The organism is Ferrimonas sediminum, assembly GCF_900100175.1.
Lineage (GTDB): Bacteria > Pseudomonadota > Gammaproteobacteria > Enterobacterales > Shewanellaceae > Ferrimonas > Ferrimonas sediminum.
On record NZ_FNEM01000008.1, the window covers coordinates 93,682 to 107,726 of the forward strand.

Consider the following 14,045-nt stretch of genomic DNA (forward strand, 5'->3'; position numbering starts at 1 on the left):
ATTTTTAGCTATTTAGTTGTGATTAGGCGCAGATTTGGCCGATAAATGTGGTACAAAAATAGACGGTGCACTCCCAGGTTGAGGCCGGAGTCACATTGAAGTTTGTGGTTAAGAAATAACCTTGCTATATGGGTGGTTAGCTCGGAAATACCGATATGTAAGAGCTGGAGAAACGATTTTTCTGAATCATTAGCGGTATTTAAACTGTATTTACGATTTATTGGAGCCATTACATGAAGACCGCCATTAAGAACTTTCTCAATCAGCAATCCTCCGGAGGCATCATTCTGATGCTGATGGTGGCGCTGGCCATGATCATGGCCAATTCACCACTGGATGTGGTGTACGACGCCTTTTTAAATACTCCGGTTCAGATTCGGGTTGGTGCCCTCGACCTGGATAAACCCATGTTGCTGTGGATCAACGATCTGTTGATGGCGTTTTTCTTCCTGTTGATCGGTCTGGAAGTGAAACGGGAGTTACTGCAAGGCACCCTCTCCAGCGTCAGCCAGGCGGCGTTGCCGACCATTGCGGCCATCGGTGGCATGGTGATTCCTGCGCTGGTGTTCCTGGCGTTCAATGCCAGCGATGCGACCGCTGCCAATGGTTGGGCCATCCCTGCCGCCACCGACATCGCCTTTGCTTTGGGGGTGTTGGCGCTGCTCGGCAGTCGGGTACCGGTAGCACTTAAGGTGTTCCTGCTGGCGTTGGCGATCATCGATGACCTGCTGGCTATTATGATTATCGCCCTGTTCTACAGTGGCTCTCTGTCTACCATCAATCTGGTGATCGCTGCCCTGGCTGTGGTGGGGCTGTTTATTCTTAACCGCAGTGGTGTTCGCAGCCTGGTGCCTTACATGCTGGTGGGAACCATATTGTGGATAGCGGTGTTGAAGTCAGGCGTGCACGCCACCCTGGCCGGTGTGGTGTTGGCGTTCACCATTCCCCTGAGTAAGGATGAGGACGGCGACTGCCCCAGCGAGTTTTTGGAGCACAAGCTGCACCCCTGGAGCACCTTTATGATTCTGCCGATCTTCGCTTTCGCTAACGCCGGTGTCAGCTTTGACGGCTTGTCGATGAGCGATCTGGTGGCGCCGCTGCCTCTGGGCATTGCCCTGGGCCTGGTGTTGGGTAAGCCGCTGGGAATATTGGGTTTCTCTTTTATCGCGGTCAAACTGAAGCTGGCCAAGGTTCCCGATGGCATCAGTTGGACTCAGTTGTTCGGTGTGTCGCTGTTGTGCGGAATCGGGTTCACCATGGCGATGTTTGTGGCGTCGCTGGCCTTCGAGGCAGGGGTCATGAATTACGGTGACCTGTCTCGACTGGGGATCCTGCTGGGATCGGCACTGTCGGCCATTGGCGGCTATATGGTGTTGAAGTCCACGATTAAATAGGGAATTAGGGAATACAGAGGTAACTATGAAAAAAGTAACAGCGGTATTGGCAGCGATTTTGATCAGTTCACCGGCCCTGGCCAACGACATCAACCTGGTTCAATGCCAGGAGGATCCCCGCGGTGATGAGTGCCTGAACTACCTGCAGGGAGCGGTCGATGGAGCATTGGCACTTCAAAGTCTGCAAAAGACGGAGAGCCTGGCCACCGGCAGCATCAGTGAGCGGGCCCTGAAGTATCGCAGCGGCAAGCGTTTTAAGCAGGCTAACGATGCCATTTGTGAGCGTCAGTCGCCACAGCGGGATCAGATGGTATTGGCGCTGGATGATCTGGCCAGCCAGGGATTGATCACCTCTCAGGAGGAGTTGTCCCAGGCTCTGGCGGAGCTGATGTCCTGCCGCGACTAATCGCGTTAACGTGATAAATAAAACGCCGCTCACTGAGCGGCGTTTTTGATGGCCGGGGTTAGGTGCGGGTGCACTCCTCCACCAGGTAGGCCAGGTGGCGATAGGAGATGCCACTTTGGCGGGTCAGGCCCATTTCACACATCCGGTTGGCGTAGTAGCCCTCACTGATCTGTGACGGCAGTTTGGCCTTGAGGTGGCGCAGGGCACTCTTGTTGATCTCCGGCTTATACAGCCCCTTCTCACCGGCAAAACCGCAACAATAGATGCCATCGGGGCGAACAATCTCATCGCTGTAGCGGTTGACGATGGTCTCCATCTTGGTGCCGGCGCCCATGTGGGTGGCGGTACAGCCTACATGCAGGGCCACGCTGGTCTTTTTCTTCACCGGCGGCAGTTTGTCCATGATGTGGTCGTGGATAAAGTCCACCGCATCCAGCAGGGTAAAGTCGATGTCACTGTCGGCCAGAGTCCGTTTGGTGCAGGAGAGGGCATCGATGATTACCGGGTGGCGACCGTTGTCGGTCATCTCCTTGAGGGCGGTGAGCATCTCGGTGCGCTTGGCATCGGCATTCTTGTAGTCGCCTTTGGACTCCCACATCTGGCCGCAACACAGGGAGCGGGTGTTGTTGGGAATGATCACCTGGTAGCCGGCCCGTTCCAGCAGGATGGTCATCACATCCGGCAGGGTGGTGCTGTCCGGATCTTCCGGTGTGGCGCCAAAGGTGCGCCCGCCACAGGCCGCGAAATAGACTACGGTGGGCTTGTCGCTGCCGTCCGCCGGGGTTGGCTTTGGCAGGTTGCTGCCACGGGGAAAGCTGGGATCCCAGTAGGGCACTTCCGAGCTGATCTTGCGGCCCAGATCCATGATCTTGCCGGTGACGGTGCTGCCGGTCAGTTTGTGGATGCCGTGCAGTACCTCGAAGCCGGTGGACAGTACCTGGTTGACGGCGCCGAAATGCTTGGCCTGGAAATCCAGTACTTTCTGCGCGGTATTGTCGATTTGCGGACCGCGTAACTCTCTCACCAGCATGCCCATGTTGTTGTCCACCGGGCAGGCGATGGTACATAACTGACAGGCGGTACAGGTATCGATGACGTCATATTGGGCCTGGGCGCGCATGGTTTCAGCCCCCTGGTGATCGCCGCTCTGTTCCAAACGGTGAATCTCCCGCAGGGTGGTGATGCGGTGCCGAGGCGACATATTCAGTTCCGAGGTGGGGCAGGTTTTTTCGCAGAAACCACACTCGATGCAGCGGTCCACCCAGTCATCGACGACCGCCGCCTGCTTGATCGCCTTGACGTGAATCTCCGCATCCTCATTGAGGATTACGCCCGGGTTCAGCAGCCCGGTGGGGTCGAAGGCGGCCTTGAGCTTTTTCATCAGGTCGTAGGCGGCCACACCCCACTCCATCTCGACAAAGGGGGCCACCGCCCGGCCGGTACCGTGCTCCGCCTTCATCGAGCCGTCGTATTTATCGATGACCAGTTTGGCGACGTCCTGCATGAAGCGGTCAAACTGGTCGATGTCTTCCTGGCGCTTGAAGTGGGGGGTGATGATGAAGTGGAAGTTGCCATCCAGAGCGTGGCCGTAGATCACCCCTTCCGGGTAGTTGTGTTTGTCGAACAGGTCGCTGAGATCCGCCGCCGCCGCCGCCAGATCTTCCACCTGGAAAGCCACGTCTTCGATGATCACCGAACTGCCACGGGGGCGCTCGCCGCCGATGATGGGGAACAGACCGGAGCGCATGGCCCAGTATCTGCCGTAGACGCTGGGATCGGTACTGAACTCGATGGGTCGTTCGGTATCGATGTGCTTAATGGCATCGATGGCTTGCTGGGTATAGGCGTTGAGGGTGTCCGGATCGTTGGCACGGCTTTCAATCAGCAAAATGGCCGCGCCTTCGGGAAGATCCGACAGCCACTCGGGCATACCCGGTTTACCGGTAACCGCTTTGATGGAGGCCCAATCCAGTAACTCGGCGGCGGCAACGGCGTCGGTCTTCAGTGGCGGAATCGCCGAGGCGGCGTCCACCATGTTGTAGAACACCGCCAGGGCCGAGGCCTTGAACCTGGCCTCTACCACGGTGTGGTAGGTTACCTCCTCCACGAAGGCAAAGGTGCCCTCGGAGCCAACGATCAGGTGGTTGATGATGTCAAAGGGATCACTGAAATCCACCAGGGCGTTGAGGCTGTAGCCGGTGGTGTTCTTAATGGCGAATTTGTGGCGAATGCGGTTGGACAGTACCTCATTGGCTTTGGTCTGTTCCGCCATCTCGGTCAGGGTCTGGATCAACTGGGGACACTGTTTCAGAAATGCCGCTTTGGAGGCCTCGTCGCCGGTATCCAGGTAGGTGCCGTCGGCGAACATCAGTTTGGCGCTGGCAATGGTTTTGTAGCTGTTTTCAGTGGTACCGCAGCACATGCCAGAGGCGTTATTGGCGACGATGCCGCCGACCATGCATGAGGCCAGGGTGGCGGGATCCGGGCCGATCTTCTTATCAAAGGGTTTGAGCCGGGCATTGGCATCGGCGCCGATGACCGCAGCACCCAGGGTGACGGTGTTGCGGTCATCACTGATGTGGATGTCGCGAAAGCCGTCGTAACCCAGGCGCAGCAGGATCCCCTCTCCAACCGCCTGACCGGAGAGACTGGTTCCGGCGGCCCGGAAGGTGATCGGCGCCTGGTGCCGGCGGGCCACCGTCAGGGTGTGCTCCACATCCTGAATGCTGTTGGCAGTGACCACCAACTGCGGCACGATGCGAAAGTAACTGCCGTCGGTGGACCAGGCAAACCGGCGTACCGGGTCGTCGGTGACCGCTTTCTCCCCCAGTTGACGCTGAAGTTCATGCTTGATGGTTTGATAGTCGATGCTCATTGCTTAGCCTCCGGTGAACAGCCCTGAACGGGCTGTATCGGTTGTTATTCCCAGCGTTTAAGACTTGGTTTTTAAGCTTAGTCGCTTATTTTCAAAGCTAATGACATTGTGCAGCGCGAAAGGATAACAAGGGCTTAATTCGCTTTGGAAAAGTGACTTAGATCGCTGTATTTGTGCTCGCAATGTGCTGGGTGGCAGGGTGACTACGCTAGGGGGTTAACGGTGATCAGTTTGGTTGAATGATCACCTTGATGTCTTGCGGCGCGGCGTAATAGGGCGCCGAGGTGATGAACAGGTTGATGCCGGTCTTGGCGTAGTCAGCAACATTGTCCCGGTTAATTCCTCCGGCCACGGACAGGGCACTGGTGCTGCGGGCCTGCCGCAGCAGATGCTGGGCCTGGCACACCTCATCGACGCTGAATTTGTCCAACTGGATGATGTCGGGGTTGGCAGGCAGCAGTGCCTTTAGGTCATCCAGGTCATCCGCTTCCACGGCAATCTTGTTTTCCGGGGCCTGGCGTTTCAGTTGTGCCACCATCCCGTTGACGTCATCGCCCAGCAGGTTGCGGTGATTACTGAACACCAGCACCGATTCACTCAGACCGGCCCGGTGAATGTGGCCGCCGCCGGCCAGCACCGCGGCGGTGGCCAGCTTTCGGGTGCCGGGAATGCTCTTACGGGTACAGGCTACCACCGCCTGTGGGTTGTGCCGCTGCACTGCTGCTACCATGTCGGCGGTGTATTGAGCGACGCCGCAACTCCACTCCAGCACCACCTGTACCGATTTCCAGCCGATGTGCAGCAGGTTGGCCGGACCTTGTACCTCGATCAGCGGCGTCATGGCGTCGACGTCGTCACCGTCACCGGTCCGGGCTACCGGCGACAGCCCAAGCTTGGTGAGCATTGCCATGGCCACATCGATTCCGGCCACTCTGCCGGGGGATTTGCGGCTAAAGCGCATCCGGGCCGGCTGCCGGGTCAGGTTCAGGGTTCGGCTGGTGAGGTCGCCTCTGGGGGCATCTTCGAGCAACAGGGCGTCAAGCTCCTGATCGGAAAAATAGATCATGGTAGGACTCCGGGCGGAATGGGGCGGCGCACCCAGGAGGGTGGGCCGAAGACGGACTCAGGCGCGGCTGCCAGCCTCGCTATCTGCCGGGCTGGCATAGGATAAGTCCAATTCTGTCAATGTTTTAGGTGTGAGATTCTAGGGGGTTGGCGTTTATGTCGCAACGGCGTGGATCTCAATTTTTTGACGGACTGGCATACAGGGCTGGCCAGTGAAGCTGCACCACGCTGGCATTGCCCTGCAATTTTGTGGCGTCTGACCAGGGAGGCTGGCCCGCCAGGGCGTTGCCCACCACTCTCAGCCACTCGCCGTGGGTGACCACTGCCACACAGGCTTGCGGGTGGCGTTGATGCAGTTGCTCCAGAGTCGCCATCGCTCGCTTGGACAGGCTGTCTGCCGGTTCAAATCCAGGGACATCGATGCAGTTTTTCTGGAACCTCAGTGCCATGGCCTGCCATAGCTCTGATCGCTCATCCCGGGAACAACCCTCAAGATCGCCAAAACTGCGTTCGCTCAGGCCCGGATGGGTGGACAGCGGCAGTTGTTGATGCTGATTGATTATCTCGGCGGTGCGCCGTGCCCGAAGCAGCGGGCTGGCATACAGGGCATCGAATCTGTGCTGGCTTAGATCCTGGGCCAGGGAGTGTGCCTGGGCCAGGCCGGTTTCAGTAAGGGGGCTGTCCTGACTACCCTGCAGTCGCCCTTGTTGGTTCCACTGGGTTTCGCCATGTCGAATGAGAAAAAACTGGGTCACGATGAATCGGTCTTGACGTTTTGGGGGCGTCAGTATATCAACAGCGAAAAGCAGTTGTCGAAAGCCTGATTCTTAAAGCGTGAGATTATTTTGAGTTCAGCTTCGAGAGATCCGTTGAGGCACTGTCGCAGTGCTGGCGGTCGATATAACTCTGAAACTGCTTCATGTAGCGACTGGTGGTGTAGCGAAACAGCAGAGGGAAGAAAAAACCAACCAACTTCATGATGCCGTTAAACCGGAATTCACTGACCAATACCCAGCGGGTTCGATGCTCGTCGAGGCGAACAAAGTGGCTCTTTTTCTGGTTCCAGATATTGTGGATCTGATAGGTGGCGACGAACGTTTTTGGCGGGTGGTTGGTGACGATGGTCTTTAACACCAGAAACTGAAACAGCCCCAGTCGGTACTCCATAAAGCAGGTGGATCCCTGTTCGCCGGGAACGCCGATAAGCGGCGTGACCTCGTGCAGTTCGGGTTGCCATTGCTTCAGGCTTTGGTGTTCGCTGAACAGCCGGCAGACGGTTTGGATGTCTGCATTCAGCGACACTTTATGCTGATACTTCATCATCAGCGTGTCTCCCAATGACGGAGCGATGGTGGTTTCCCCCATCGCTCCTCAACGTTCAACTATAGACTAATCCTAGTTTGAACCCGGGTCTTCGGCCACCGAAGCCGATGGCGGGGGCCGGGTATGACGCTGCAACCCGGCGCCGATTTTGATAACAACCATGGAAATTCTTACTAGAGTTTCAATAGTTGCCGCTGATGGGAGGGGGCGTCGGCGGCTGACGGGTAACCAGGAGTAGGGATGGGCAGCAAAGGTTCGGCCAGTGACTTTCAGAACCCTTCCGCCAGCGGCGGCATCTTACTGCTGGCCATGGTGGCGCTGGCGATGCTGTTGGCTAACTCATCGCTGAGTCACCTGTACCATGCGTTTCTGGGTACGCCGGTGTCGGTGCAGGTAGGGGAACTCAAACTGCACAAGCCGATGTTACTGTGGATTAATGATCTGTTGATGGCGTTTTTCTTCAGCCTGGTGGGGCTGGAGGTAAAGCGGGCACTGCTGCAGGGAACCCTGTCCAAGGGCCGCAGGGCAGTGCTGCCGGTGATCGCCGCCATAGGTGGCATGGTGGTTCCGGCATTGTTGTTTTTGGCTTTCAACGCCAACAACCCTCTGGCCGCGACGGGTTGGGCCATACCTTCTGTGACAGACATCGCCTTTGCCCTGGGGGTATTGACCTTGCTTGGCCGTCGGGTGCCATTGTCGCTGCGGGTATTCTTGCTGGCGCTGGCGATCATCGACGACCTGCTGGCGATACTGATCATTGCCCTGTTCTACAGTGAGCCGTTATCGGCCGCAAACCTGGCCTTGGCGGCGTTTGCTTTCTTGTCGCTAGTGATTCTTAATCGCTGTGGTGTCATGAAGCTGGTGCCTTACATGTTGTTGGGAATGGTGTTGTGGGTGGCGGTACTTAACTCCGGTGTTCATGCGACCCTGGCTGGGGTGGTGCTGGCCTTTACCATTCCCCTGGGCAAGGATCGTCATGGGGTATCGCCGAGCCAATTTTTGGAGCGAGAACTGCATAACTGGAGCACCTATCTGATTCTGCCGATCTTTGCTTTTGCCAATGGAGGGGTGGATTTTACCAACCTGTCATTGCCCGAGGTATTCAGCCCTCTGACCCTGGGCATTGCCCTGGGGCTGTGTCTGGGTAAACCCTTGGGGGTACTGAGTTTCAGCGTGGTAGCGGTGCGCCTGGGACTGGCAACCTTGCCTAAAGGGGTGGGCTGGTTGCCCCTGACGGGAGTGGCCATGCTCTGTGGCATCGGCTTTACCATGGCGATGTTTTTTGCGTCACTGGCGTTTGAGGTGGGGGCGATGAACTACAGCGAGATCTCCCGCATTGGCATACTGCTGGGCTCGGGAATATCGGCCGTAGGCGGCTATCTGCTGCTACGCTGGGCGTACCGCCCGGCCTCTGGAGCCGGGCCAACAAAAAAAGGGCGCAGTCCGCAGACTGCGCCAATAAAGGGAGGTTATGAAAACGTCGATAACTCGGGGGGTTAGAAGCGGTAGTCGAATGAGACGTACAGTTGCTGGGTGTCGTCCAGGGCAAAGGTGCCGTTGACGCTCTTGCCCATCTCCTCGTAGTCCTGATCCAGGTAGCGGTAGCCGATTTCGCTGCTCCAGTGCTGGGTGAAGCGGTATTCGGCGCCGACCTGGCCACCCCAGACGAAGTTAGTATGGGCGTTGCCCGCCAGTTTGTTGTCTGCCAGTCCGGCAGAGACCCCGGCAAACAGGTTCATCTTTTCAGATGCACCAACTGGAATCAGGTAGTCGTAGGACGCCAGAAACATATTTTGCTCCTGTTTGAAACGCTCGTCGCCGACATTGAATGTGTCTTCTTTATAGCTGTAACTGCCGCTGAAACGGTGGTGGTCATTAAGGACCATACCGCCCCGGAACTGCCAGGTTACGTCATCGCTGTCTTTGCTGGCATCACCGGAGATGCTGTCTTGCTGCCAGCCGGCACCGGCGCCGACAAACCAGTCGATGTTGGCCGCCATGGCCGGAGTGGACAGTAGAGCGGCGGTAATCAATGACAGGGTCAGTTTCTTCATCGTTATTCTCCAATGTTGGAATAGGTTGTTGGCTGTAACAATACGCCATCTGGCTTAACCGATTCTGAACAATGGTAAGCGCCGGCTGAACCTAAACTTAACTCATCCTGCAATTGATTTTCATGGTGGTTATACACTTTGTAATTCAATGGCTTAATGAGCTTGGTTGACTCTATTGAAGAATGAGAAACTGGCTTGTGGAAATTGAAAGAATTCACCAGTGTGCCGCTGTGATACTGTTACTGTCTTGTGGGTAATGGGGCGAGGCGCCCCATTACCCTAGTATCAGCGATTGATTCGGGACAGCGCTTGGTACAGGGGCTGCAGCCGCGAGTACAGTTTTAAATACACCTGCTGATACAGGGCCTGGTAGCGCTGATGGTTCAGTGGGTCCGGTTCAAAGCGCTGTCCGACGCGAACCATGCTCGCCTGCGCCTGATTCAGATCCGGATACCAGTCCAGGTAGCGAGCCGCACACAGCGCGGCTCCCAACCCGGAGGTCTCGGTGGTATGAACCCGCTCCACCGGCAGCCCGAACAGATCCGCCGTTAGCTGTAAGATGGCGTCACTTTGGGCGCCGCCACCGGAAACCCGCAGTAAGCGGGTAGATTGACCGGAGCGTTTTTGAATCCGTTCCAGTCCCTCTTTCAAGCCGTACCCCAGCCCCTCAATCATGGCGCGGTACAGATGGGCGCGGGTGTGTTGATCGCCAAAGCCGATGATGGCACCACGGGCTTCCGGACCGGGCTGGCGAACGCCTGCCCCCCAATAGGGTTGCAACACCAGCCCATCGCTGCCGGGCTCGACGGCGGTGATCAGGTCGTCCAGCAGGGCTTCGGCGACGGTATTCTGCTCTTCGGCCAGCAACTGCTCCAACTGGCCGAACTGCTCTTTGAACCAACTGACCATCCAGAACCCACGAAACAGCATCACCTCCAGCAGATATTGATCCGCCACCGCTGCCGGGTAGGCCGGCATCAGCGAGATCACTTCGCGGTAGCGATGACTGGCGATGTTGACCGTGGCGGTGGTGCCGAAACTGAGACAGGCCACCCCCTCCTGATGACCGCCGCTGCCGAGAATTTCACAGGCCTTGTCGCCACCGGCAGCGACCACGGGCAGATCGTTCGGCAGGCCGGTTGCCAGGGCGATGTCGTTGCTGATCTTCCCCAGCGGCAGGCCCGGGGCCACCAGCTCTGGCATCTGCTCAGGGGTCAGACTTAGTGCCCGCCAGCGCCAGCTCAGGGCAGAGGCCCAGCGCTGGCGCTTGTAGTCAAATGGCAGGTAGCCCACCTGGCCGGCGATGCTGTCGCGATAGTGACCGGTGAGCCGGTAACTGAGGTAACCGCCTATCTGAACCACTTTGTGGCACTGCTGCCACAACTCGGGTTCATAGCGGGCCAGCATGTTGCTGAAGGCCCGCTGCCGAAACCCCTGTATCGCTTTGCCGATCACCGGTAGCCAGGTCAGTGGACGCTGGTGCCAGGGCAGGGGAGGCAGATCCTGGCATTGGCGTTGATCCGTCCATAACACCGCAGGCCGAAGCGGTACGCCCTGCTTGTTAAGGAACACCAGTGATGTGCGTTGGGCGGTGACCGTCAGGGCCTTGACCTGACTGAGACAGGCTCCCTGCTGCTTGAGTTGGGCAATGGCATCCAGCAGTGCCTGCCAGTACCGTTCGGCGTCCATCTCGGCGGCGCCGGCTTGTGGAGTATGGTAGGCAGGTGAAAAGTGAATCTGGGCTTTGTGCAGCACCTGGCCCTGGCGGTCAAACAGCAGAGCCCGCAAACTCTGGGTGCCGTTGTCGATGGCGAGTAGGGTGTCGCTCATGATGCCGGGCTCCGAAAGGGATGCGGGCTGTAAAACGAGTGCCAGATCTCCCAGAAGCGCTGCCATTGGGCGTGGCAGTGTTCGGCACTCCAGCCCAGGTGGTGCTGACACAACTCCAGAATCGGCTCCTGATAGCGCAGCAGATCCCGGCCCAGGGTCAATCCCAGCCGGGTACGCCTCAGTAACAGATCATCCAGGTGACGGATTCCCTGCTGCTCGGCCGCGTGGGCCAGTTGCGACCAGCTGTAGGTGGAGTTGCCGATGGGCCAGTCGCGTTGAACCGGCGCCGATATCGGCGGCAACTCGGCGCTACGCAGGGGCCGCTTTAATTGGTTGGCCGCTTGGCTCAGCACCTCCTGGGCGGTATCGAGGAAGGTGGTCAGCTTGCCGCCGGTCAGGTTGACCAGGCCGGACTCGCTCCACACCAGGTGTTCACGACTGGCGTCCGAGGGGGCGTTGTGGTTGTCTTTGGGCACGATTACCGGGCGCACGCCGGACCAACTGCTGATGATGTCCTGCTGCTGCGCCTTGGGATCCAGTGTCAGCATCGCCCGCCACAGGTAGTCAAACTCCTCCTCGGTCATGGCGATATCACGGCGAAGCGCCGAGGTATGATCCAGGTCCGTGGTGCCCAGTACCGAACACCCCAGCCAGGGGTAGAGATAGACCGGGCGGCCATCATCCGGGTGCTCAAAGGTCAGCGCCGCCGGAGAAGGATAGCGCCAGGCGGGCAGCACCAGATGGCTGCCGCGCAGGGGCCGAATCACCTGTTCGTCTGGCAGGGCGGTCAGCTCCGAGCACCAGGCTCCGGCACAGTTGACCACCACGCCTGCGGTAACCGGGTGTGGCTCACCATTGAGAGTGATGCACACGCCGCTGATGCCGTGTTCGTTGTGGGTCAGCGTTTCCACCGGCGTGTAGTGGCACAGATCCAACCCTTTCTCCACTGCCGCTTCCAGTAGCCAGGTGATTAAGGCACAGTCATCGCTGATGGCATCAAAGTAGCGACTGGCGCCGAGGCTGTCTTCGAGCTGGTATTGCGGCGTGGCGCACAGCAGTTGCCGGGGCGTCATCCTTCCTGGTTGGCAGCCTTTGGCAAACTGGCGGTAGACCTTTAGGGCGATCTGCATCTGCCAGGGCTTGGGGTTTCCCTGAGGCTGGTGCAGGAACCAGAATGGCAACGGCTGCACCAATTCAGGGTGATGGGCCATCAGTTGATCCCGTGCCTGGGCTGCCTGACGGGTCAGGCGCCAGTCCCCTTTGGCCAGGTAGCGCAGACCGCCGTGAATCAACTTGGAGGAGCGACTGGAGGTGCCGCTGGAAAAATCGCCCGCTTCCAGCAGCAGGGTGGAAAACCCGTTCAGGCAAGACAGCCAGGCAACGGCGGCGCCATTGATGCCGCCGCCGACGATCACCACATCGTAGTCGGTTTTGCCGGCCGTCAGGGCACGTAGACTGGATTGTATTCGCTGGGCCAGATTGCTCATAGGCGCTCCATCAGGGTGCCGGGATTCATGATGCCTTGAGGATCGTAGCGATCAAACACCGCCTGAATGCCGGCCTGGGTCAGTGGATCTTTCTCATGGTGCAGGTAGGGGCTGTGATCCTTGCCTACGCCGTGTTGGTGGCTGATGGTGCCGCCGCCTTCGACCACCGCGGTGCTGGCGGCGGCCTTGAGTTTCTGCCAGGTGGCGAGGCTGGCCTGAAAGTCCGCCTGCGCCGGGAACACATAGGTGGTGTAGAGGCTGCATCCCTGTTTATAGACGTGACTGAGGTGGGTGTAGCACAGCAGTGGCGTGTCGCCGGCGGCCCGTTTCAGTGCCGCTTCCATCTGCACCTGCAGAGCCGGCACCTTGTCCCAGTTGGCGGCGGTCTCAAAGGTGTCCACCAGGTAGCCGTGTTGCCACAGGCTTTGGCGCAGGTAGGGGGCAGAGTAGCGGTTTTTACGCCAGTGGTCTCCCAGCCCCTTGAGGGCCAGCCGGCCCCGATATCGGCGGGCGATGGCTTTGATGGCGCGTCGCGATTGGCGCACTTGTCGACCGCTGCCGCTGACGCCCCAGGTCATCATGGCGGGCTCATCGCCCAGCCCCAGCAGCCGGAACAGTCGCTGCAGTCGCCCCAGCTTAGGTTGGGGCAGCGCCAATTGCAGATGGGTGCTGGTTTCGGTGGGGTGGCTCAGGCGCATCATGCTGGCGCTGACGTTGCGTTGGGCAATCTCGCGAATGGCGGCCAGCCCCGCCCGCCAGCTGGGGAAGAAGGTGACGTAAAAACGCTCCTGCTCCGGCAGGGGCTGAACCCGAACCTCGGCTTCGGACAGAATCCCCAGTCGCCCTTCGGATCCCAGAACCATCTCGCGCCAGTCTGGGCCGGCAGAGCTGGCGGGAAAGCTGGGCAGGGACAGAGGCCCTTGTGGGGTATGGACCACGCCACTGGAGAACAGCTGTTCGATGCGGCCATAATGCAGAGACTGTTGGCCGGAGCTGCGGCTGGCAATCCAGCCACCGAGGGTGGACCACTCAAACGACTGAGGGAAATGGCCCAGAGTATAGCCGCGGGCGTTGAGCTGGGCTTCGAGGTCGGGGCCGCGCACGCCGGCTTCGAACCAGGCAAGCTGGCTGGTGGTGTCCAGGGACAGCAGCCGATTCATCCGCTCCATGGAGACGGTAATGACAGCCTGATCACCGGCGCAGGGATTGATGTGGCCGACGACGCTGGTGCCGCCGCCATAGGGGATCAGAATGGCGTTATGTTTGCCGGCAAAGGCCAGCAGCTGCTCCAGCTGATCCCGGTTTTGCGGAAAGGCCACTGCATCCGGGGCGACGCCCACTTCGCCGGCTTTGAAAGCCAGCCAGTCAGGCAGACTCTGACCGCGGGCATAGCGGACCCGGGTTTCGGCGTCGATGTGGTACAACTCATGCTCCGGCAGTCTTGACGGCGGCAGGCGCGAGGCGGCCTGCTCCAGACTGGCTTCCGGCAGAGGGGTGGCGCTGCCGAGCAGCTGGGTCAATACCTGATGTGCGATGGCGGGCAGGGGCTTCTGTTTGTGGGCTTCGCCCCAACCATTCCAAACCTTTTCCATGTCAATTCTCGTCCGTGTT

At 58.9% G+C, this 14,045-nt stretch carries 10 protein-coding genes and 1 pseudogene; 3 read left to right on the forward strand and 8 right to left on the reverse strand.

What is annotated here, in order from left to right; all coding sequences use genetic code 11:
- The first annotated feature begins 233 nt into the window (after positions 1-233).
- Together nhaA (BLT77_RS10985) and BLT77_RS10990 are read left to right on the forward strand one after the other, a co-directional pair.
- On the forward strand, positions 234-1,394 hold the full coding sequence (gene nhaA, locus BLT77_RS10985; protein WP_090365316.1) for a Na+/H+ antiporter NhaA: 1,161 nt from the start codon (positions 234-236) through the stop codon (positions 1,392-1,394).
- 25 nt (positions 1,395-1,419) lie between these two features.
- Entirely contained in the window at positions 1,420-1,800 is a 381-nt protein-coding gene (locus BLT77_RS10990; RefSeq protein ID WP_090365317.1) for a hypothetical protein, read from the forward strand.
- A gap of 58 nt (positions 1,801-1,858) precedes the next feature.
- Here BLT77_RS10990 and BLT77_RS10995 read toward each other — a convergent pair whose 3' ends face one another.
- The 4 genes from BLT77_RS10995 to BLT77_RS11010 form a co-directional block, all read right to left on the reverse strand.
- The gene (locus BLT77_RS10995) at positions 1,859-4,675 is read right to left on the reverse strand and encodes an FAD-binding and (Fe-S)-binding domain-containing protein (RefSeq protein ID WP_090365318.1); all 2,817 of its coding nucleotides are present in this window, start codon (positions 4,673-4,675) and stop codon (positions 1,859-1,861) included.
- Between the two features lie 226 nt (positions 4,676-4,901).
- Complete coding sequence (modD, locus tag BLT77_RS11000) at positions 4,902-5,741, reverse strand: ModD protein (RefSeq protein WP_090365319.1); 840 nt, start codon at positions 5,739-5,741, stop codon at positions 4,902-4,904.
- Positions 5,742-5,916: 175 nt separating this feature from the next.
- Positions 5,917-6,495 carry a histidine phosphatase family protein gene (locus BLT77_RS11005; protein WP_176819287.1) on the reverse strand — a complete coding sequence of 193 codons (579 nt, stop codon included), beginning with the start codon at positions 6,493-6,495 and terminating at the stop codon, positions 5,917-5,919.
- A gap of 85 nt (positions 6,496-6,580) precedes the next feature.
- Positions 6,581-7,063, reverse strand: coding sequence for an SRPBCC family protein (locus tag BLT77_RS11010; protein WP_143026616.1), 483 nt, complete (start codon positions 7,061-7,063; stop codon positions 6,581-6,583).
- Between the two features lie 240 nt (positions 7,064-7,303).
- Here BLT77_RS11010 and nhaA (BLT77_RS11015) point away from each other — a divergent pair.
- A pseudogene (gene nhaA / locus BLT77_RS11015) lies at positions 7,304-8,455 on the forward strand (Na+/H+ antiporter NhaA); the annotation flags it as partial.
- 104 nt (positions 8,456-8,559) lie between these two features.
- Here the strand turns inward: nhaA (BLT77_RS11015) and BLT77_RS11020 are convergent.
- From BLT77_RS11020 to BLT77_RS11035, 4 genes are all read right to left on the reverse strand, one after another.
- Positions 8,560-9,117, reverse strand: coding sequence for a porin family protein (locus BLT77_RS11020; RefSeq protein ID WP_090365323.1), 558 nt, complete (start codon positions 9,115-9,117; stop codon positions 8,560-8,562).
- Between the two features lie 285 nt (positions 9,118-9,402).
- Positions 9,403-10,947 (reverse strand): FGGY-family carbohydrate kinase, encoded by a 1,545-nt coding sequence (locus tag BLT77_RS11025; RefSeq protein WP_090365324.1) that lies wholly within the window; start codon positions 10,945-10,947, stop codon positions 9,403-9,405.
- On the reverse strand, positions 10,944-12,434 hold the full coding sequence (locus BLT77_RS11030) for an FAD-dependent oxidoreductase (protein ID WP_090365325.1): 1,491 nt from the start codon (positions 12,432-12,434) through the stop codon (positions 10,944-10,946). The genes BLT77_RS11025 and BLT77_RS11030 overlap by 4 nt, the downstream gene beginning before the upstream one ends.
- Positions 12,431-14,026: an FAD-binding oxidoreductase gene (locus tag BLT77_RS11035; RefSeq protein WP_090365326.1), complete on the reverse strand. Its 1,596-nt coding sequence runs from the start codon at positions 14,024-14,026 to the stop codon at positions 12,431-12,433. The genes BLT77_RS11030 and BLT77_RS11035 overlap by 4 nt, the downstream gene beginning before the upstream one ends.
- Between the last annotated feature and the right edge of the window lie 19 nt (positions 14,027-14,045).

Coding starts and splice junctions, on each gene's coding strand:
- nhaA (WP_090365316.1), top strand. CDS start 234: ATGAAGACCGCCATTAAGAACTTTCTCAATCAGCAATCCTCCGGAGGC.
- BLT77_RS10990 (WP_090365317.1), top strand. CDS start 1,420: ATGAAAAAAGTAACAGCGGTATTGGCAGCGATTTTGATCAGTTCACCG.
- BLT77_RS11025 (WP_090365324.1), bottom strand. CDS start 10,947: ATGAGCGACACCCTACTCGCCATCGACAACGGCACCCAGAGTTTGCGG.
- BLT77_RS11030 (WP_090365325.1), bottom strand. CDS start 12,434: ATGAGCAATCTGGCCCAGCGAATACAATCCAGTCTACGTGCCCTGACG.
- BLT77_RS11010 (WP_143026616.1), bottom strand. CDS start 7,063: ATGATGAAGTATCAGCATAAAGTGTCGCTGAATGCAGACATCCAAACC.
- BLT77_RS11035 (WP_090365326.1), bottom strand. CDS start 14,026: ATGGAAAAGGTTTGGAATGGTTGGGGCGAAGCCCACAAACAGAAGCCC.
- BLT77_RS11020 (WP_090365323.1), bottom strand. CDS start 9,117: ATGAAGAAACTGACCCTGTCATTGATTACCGCCGCTCTACTGTCCACT.
- modD (WP_090365319.1), bottom strand. CDS start 5,741: ATGATCTATTTTTCCGATCAGGAGCTTGACGCCCTGTTGCTCGAAGAT.
- BLT77_RS10995 (WP_090365318.1), bottom strand. CDS start 4,675: ATGAGCATCGACTATCAAACCATCAAGCATGAACTTCAGCGTCAACTG.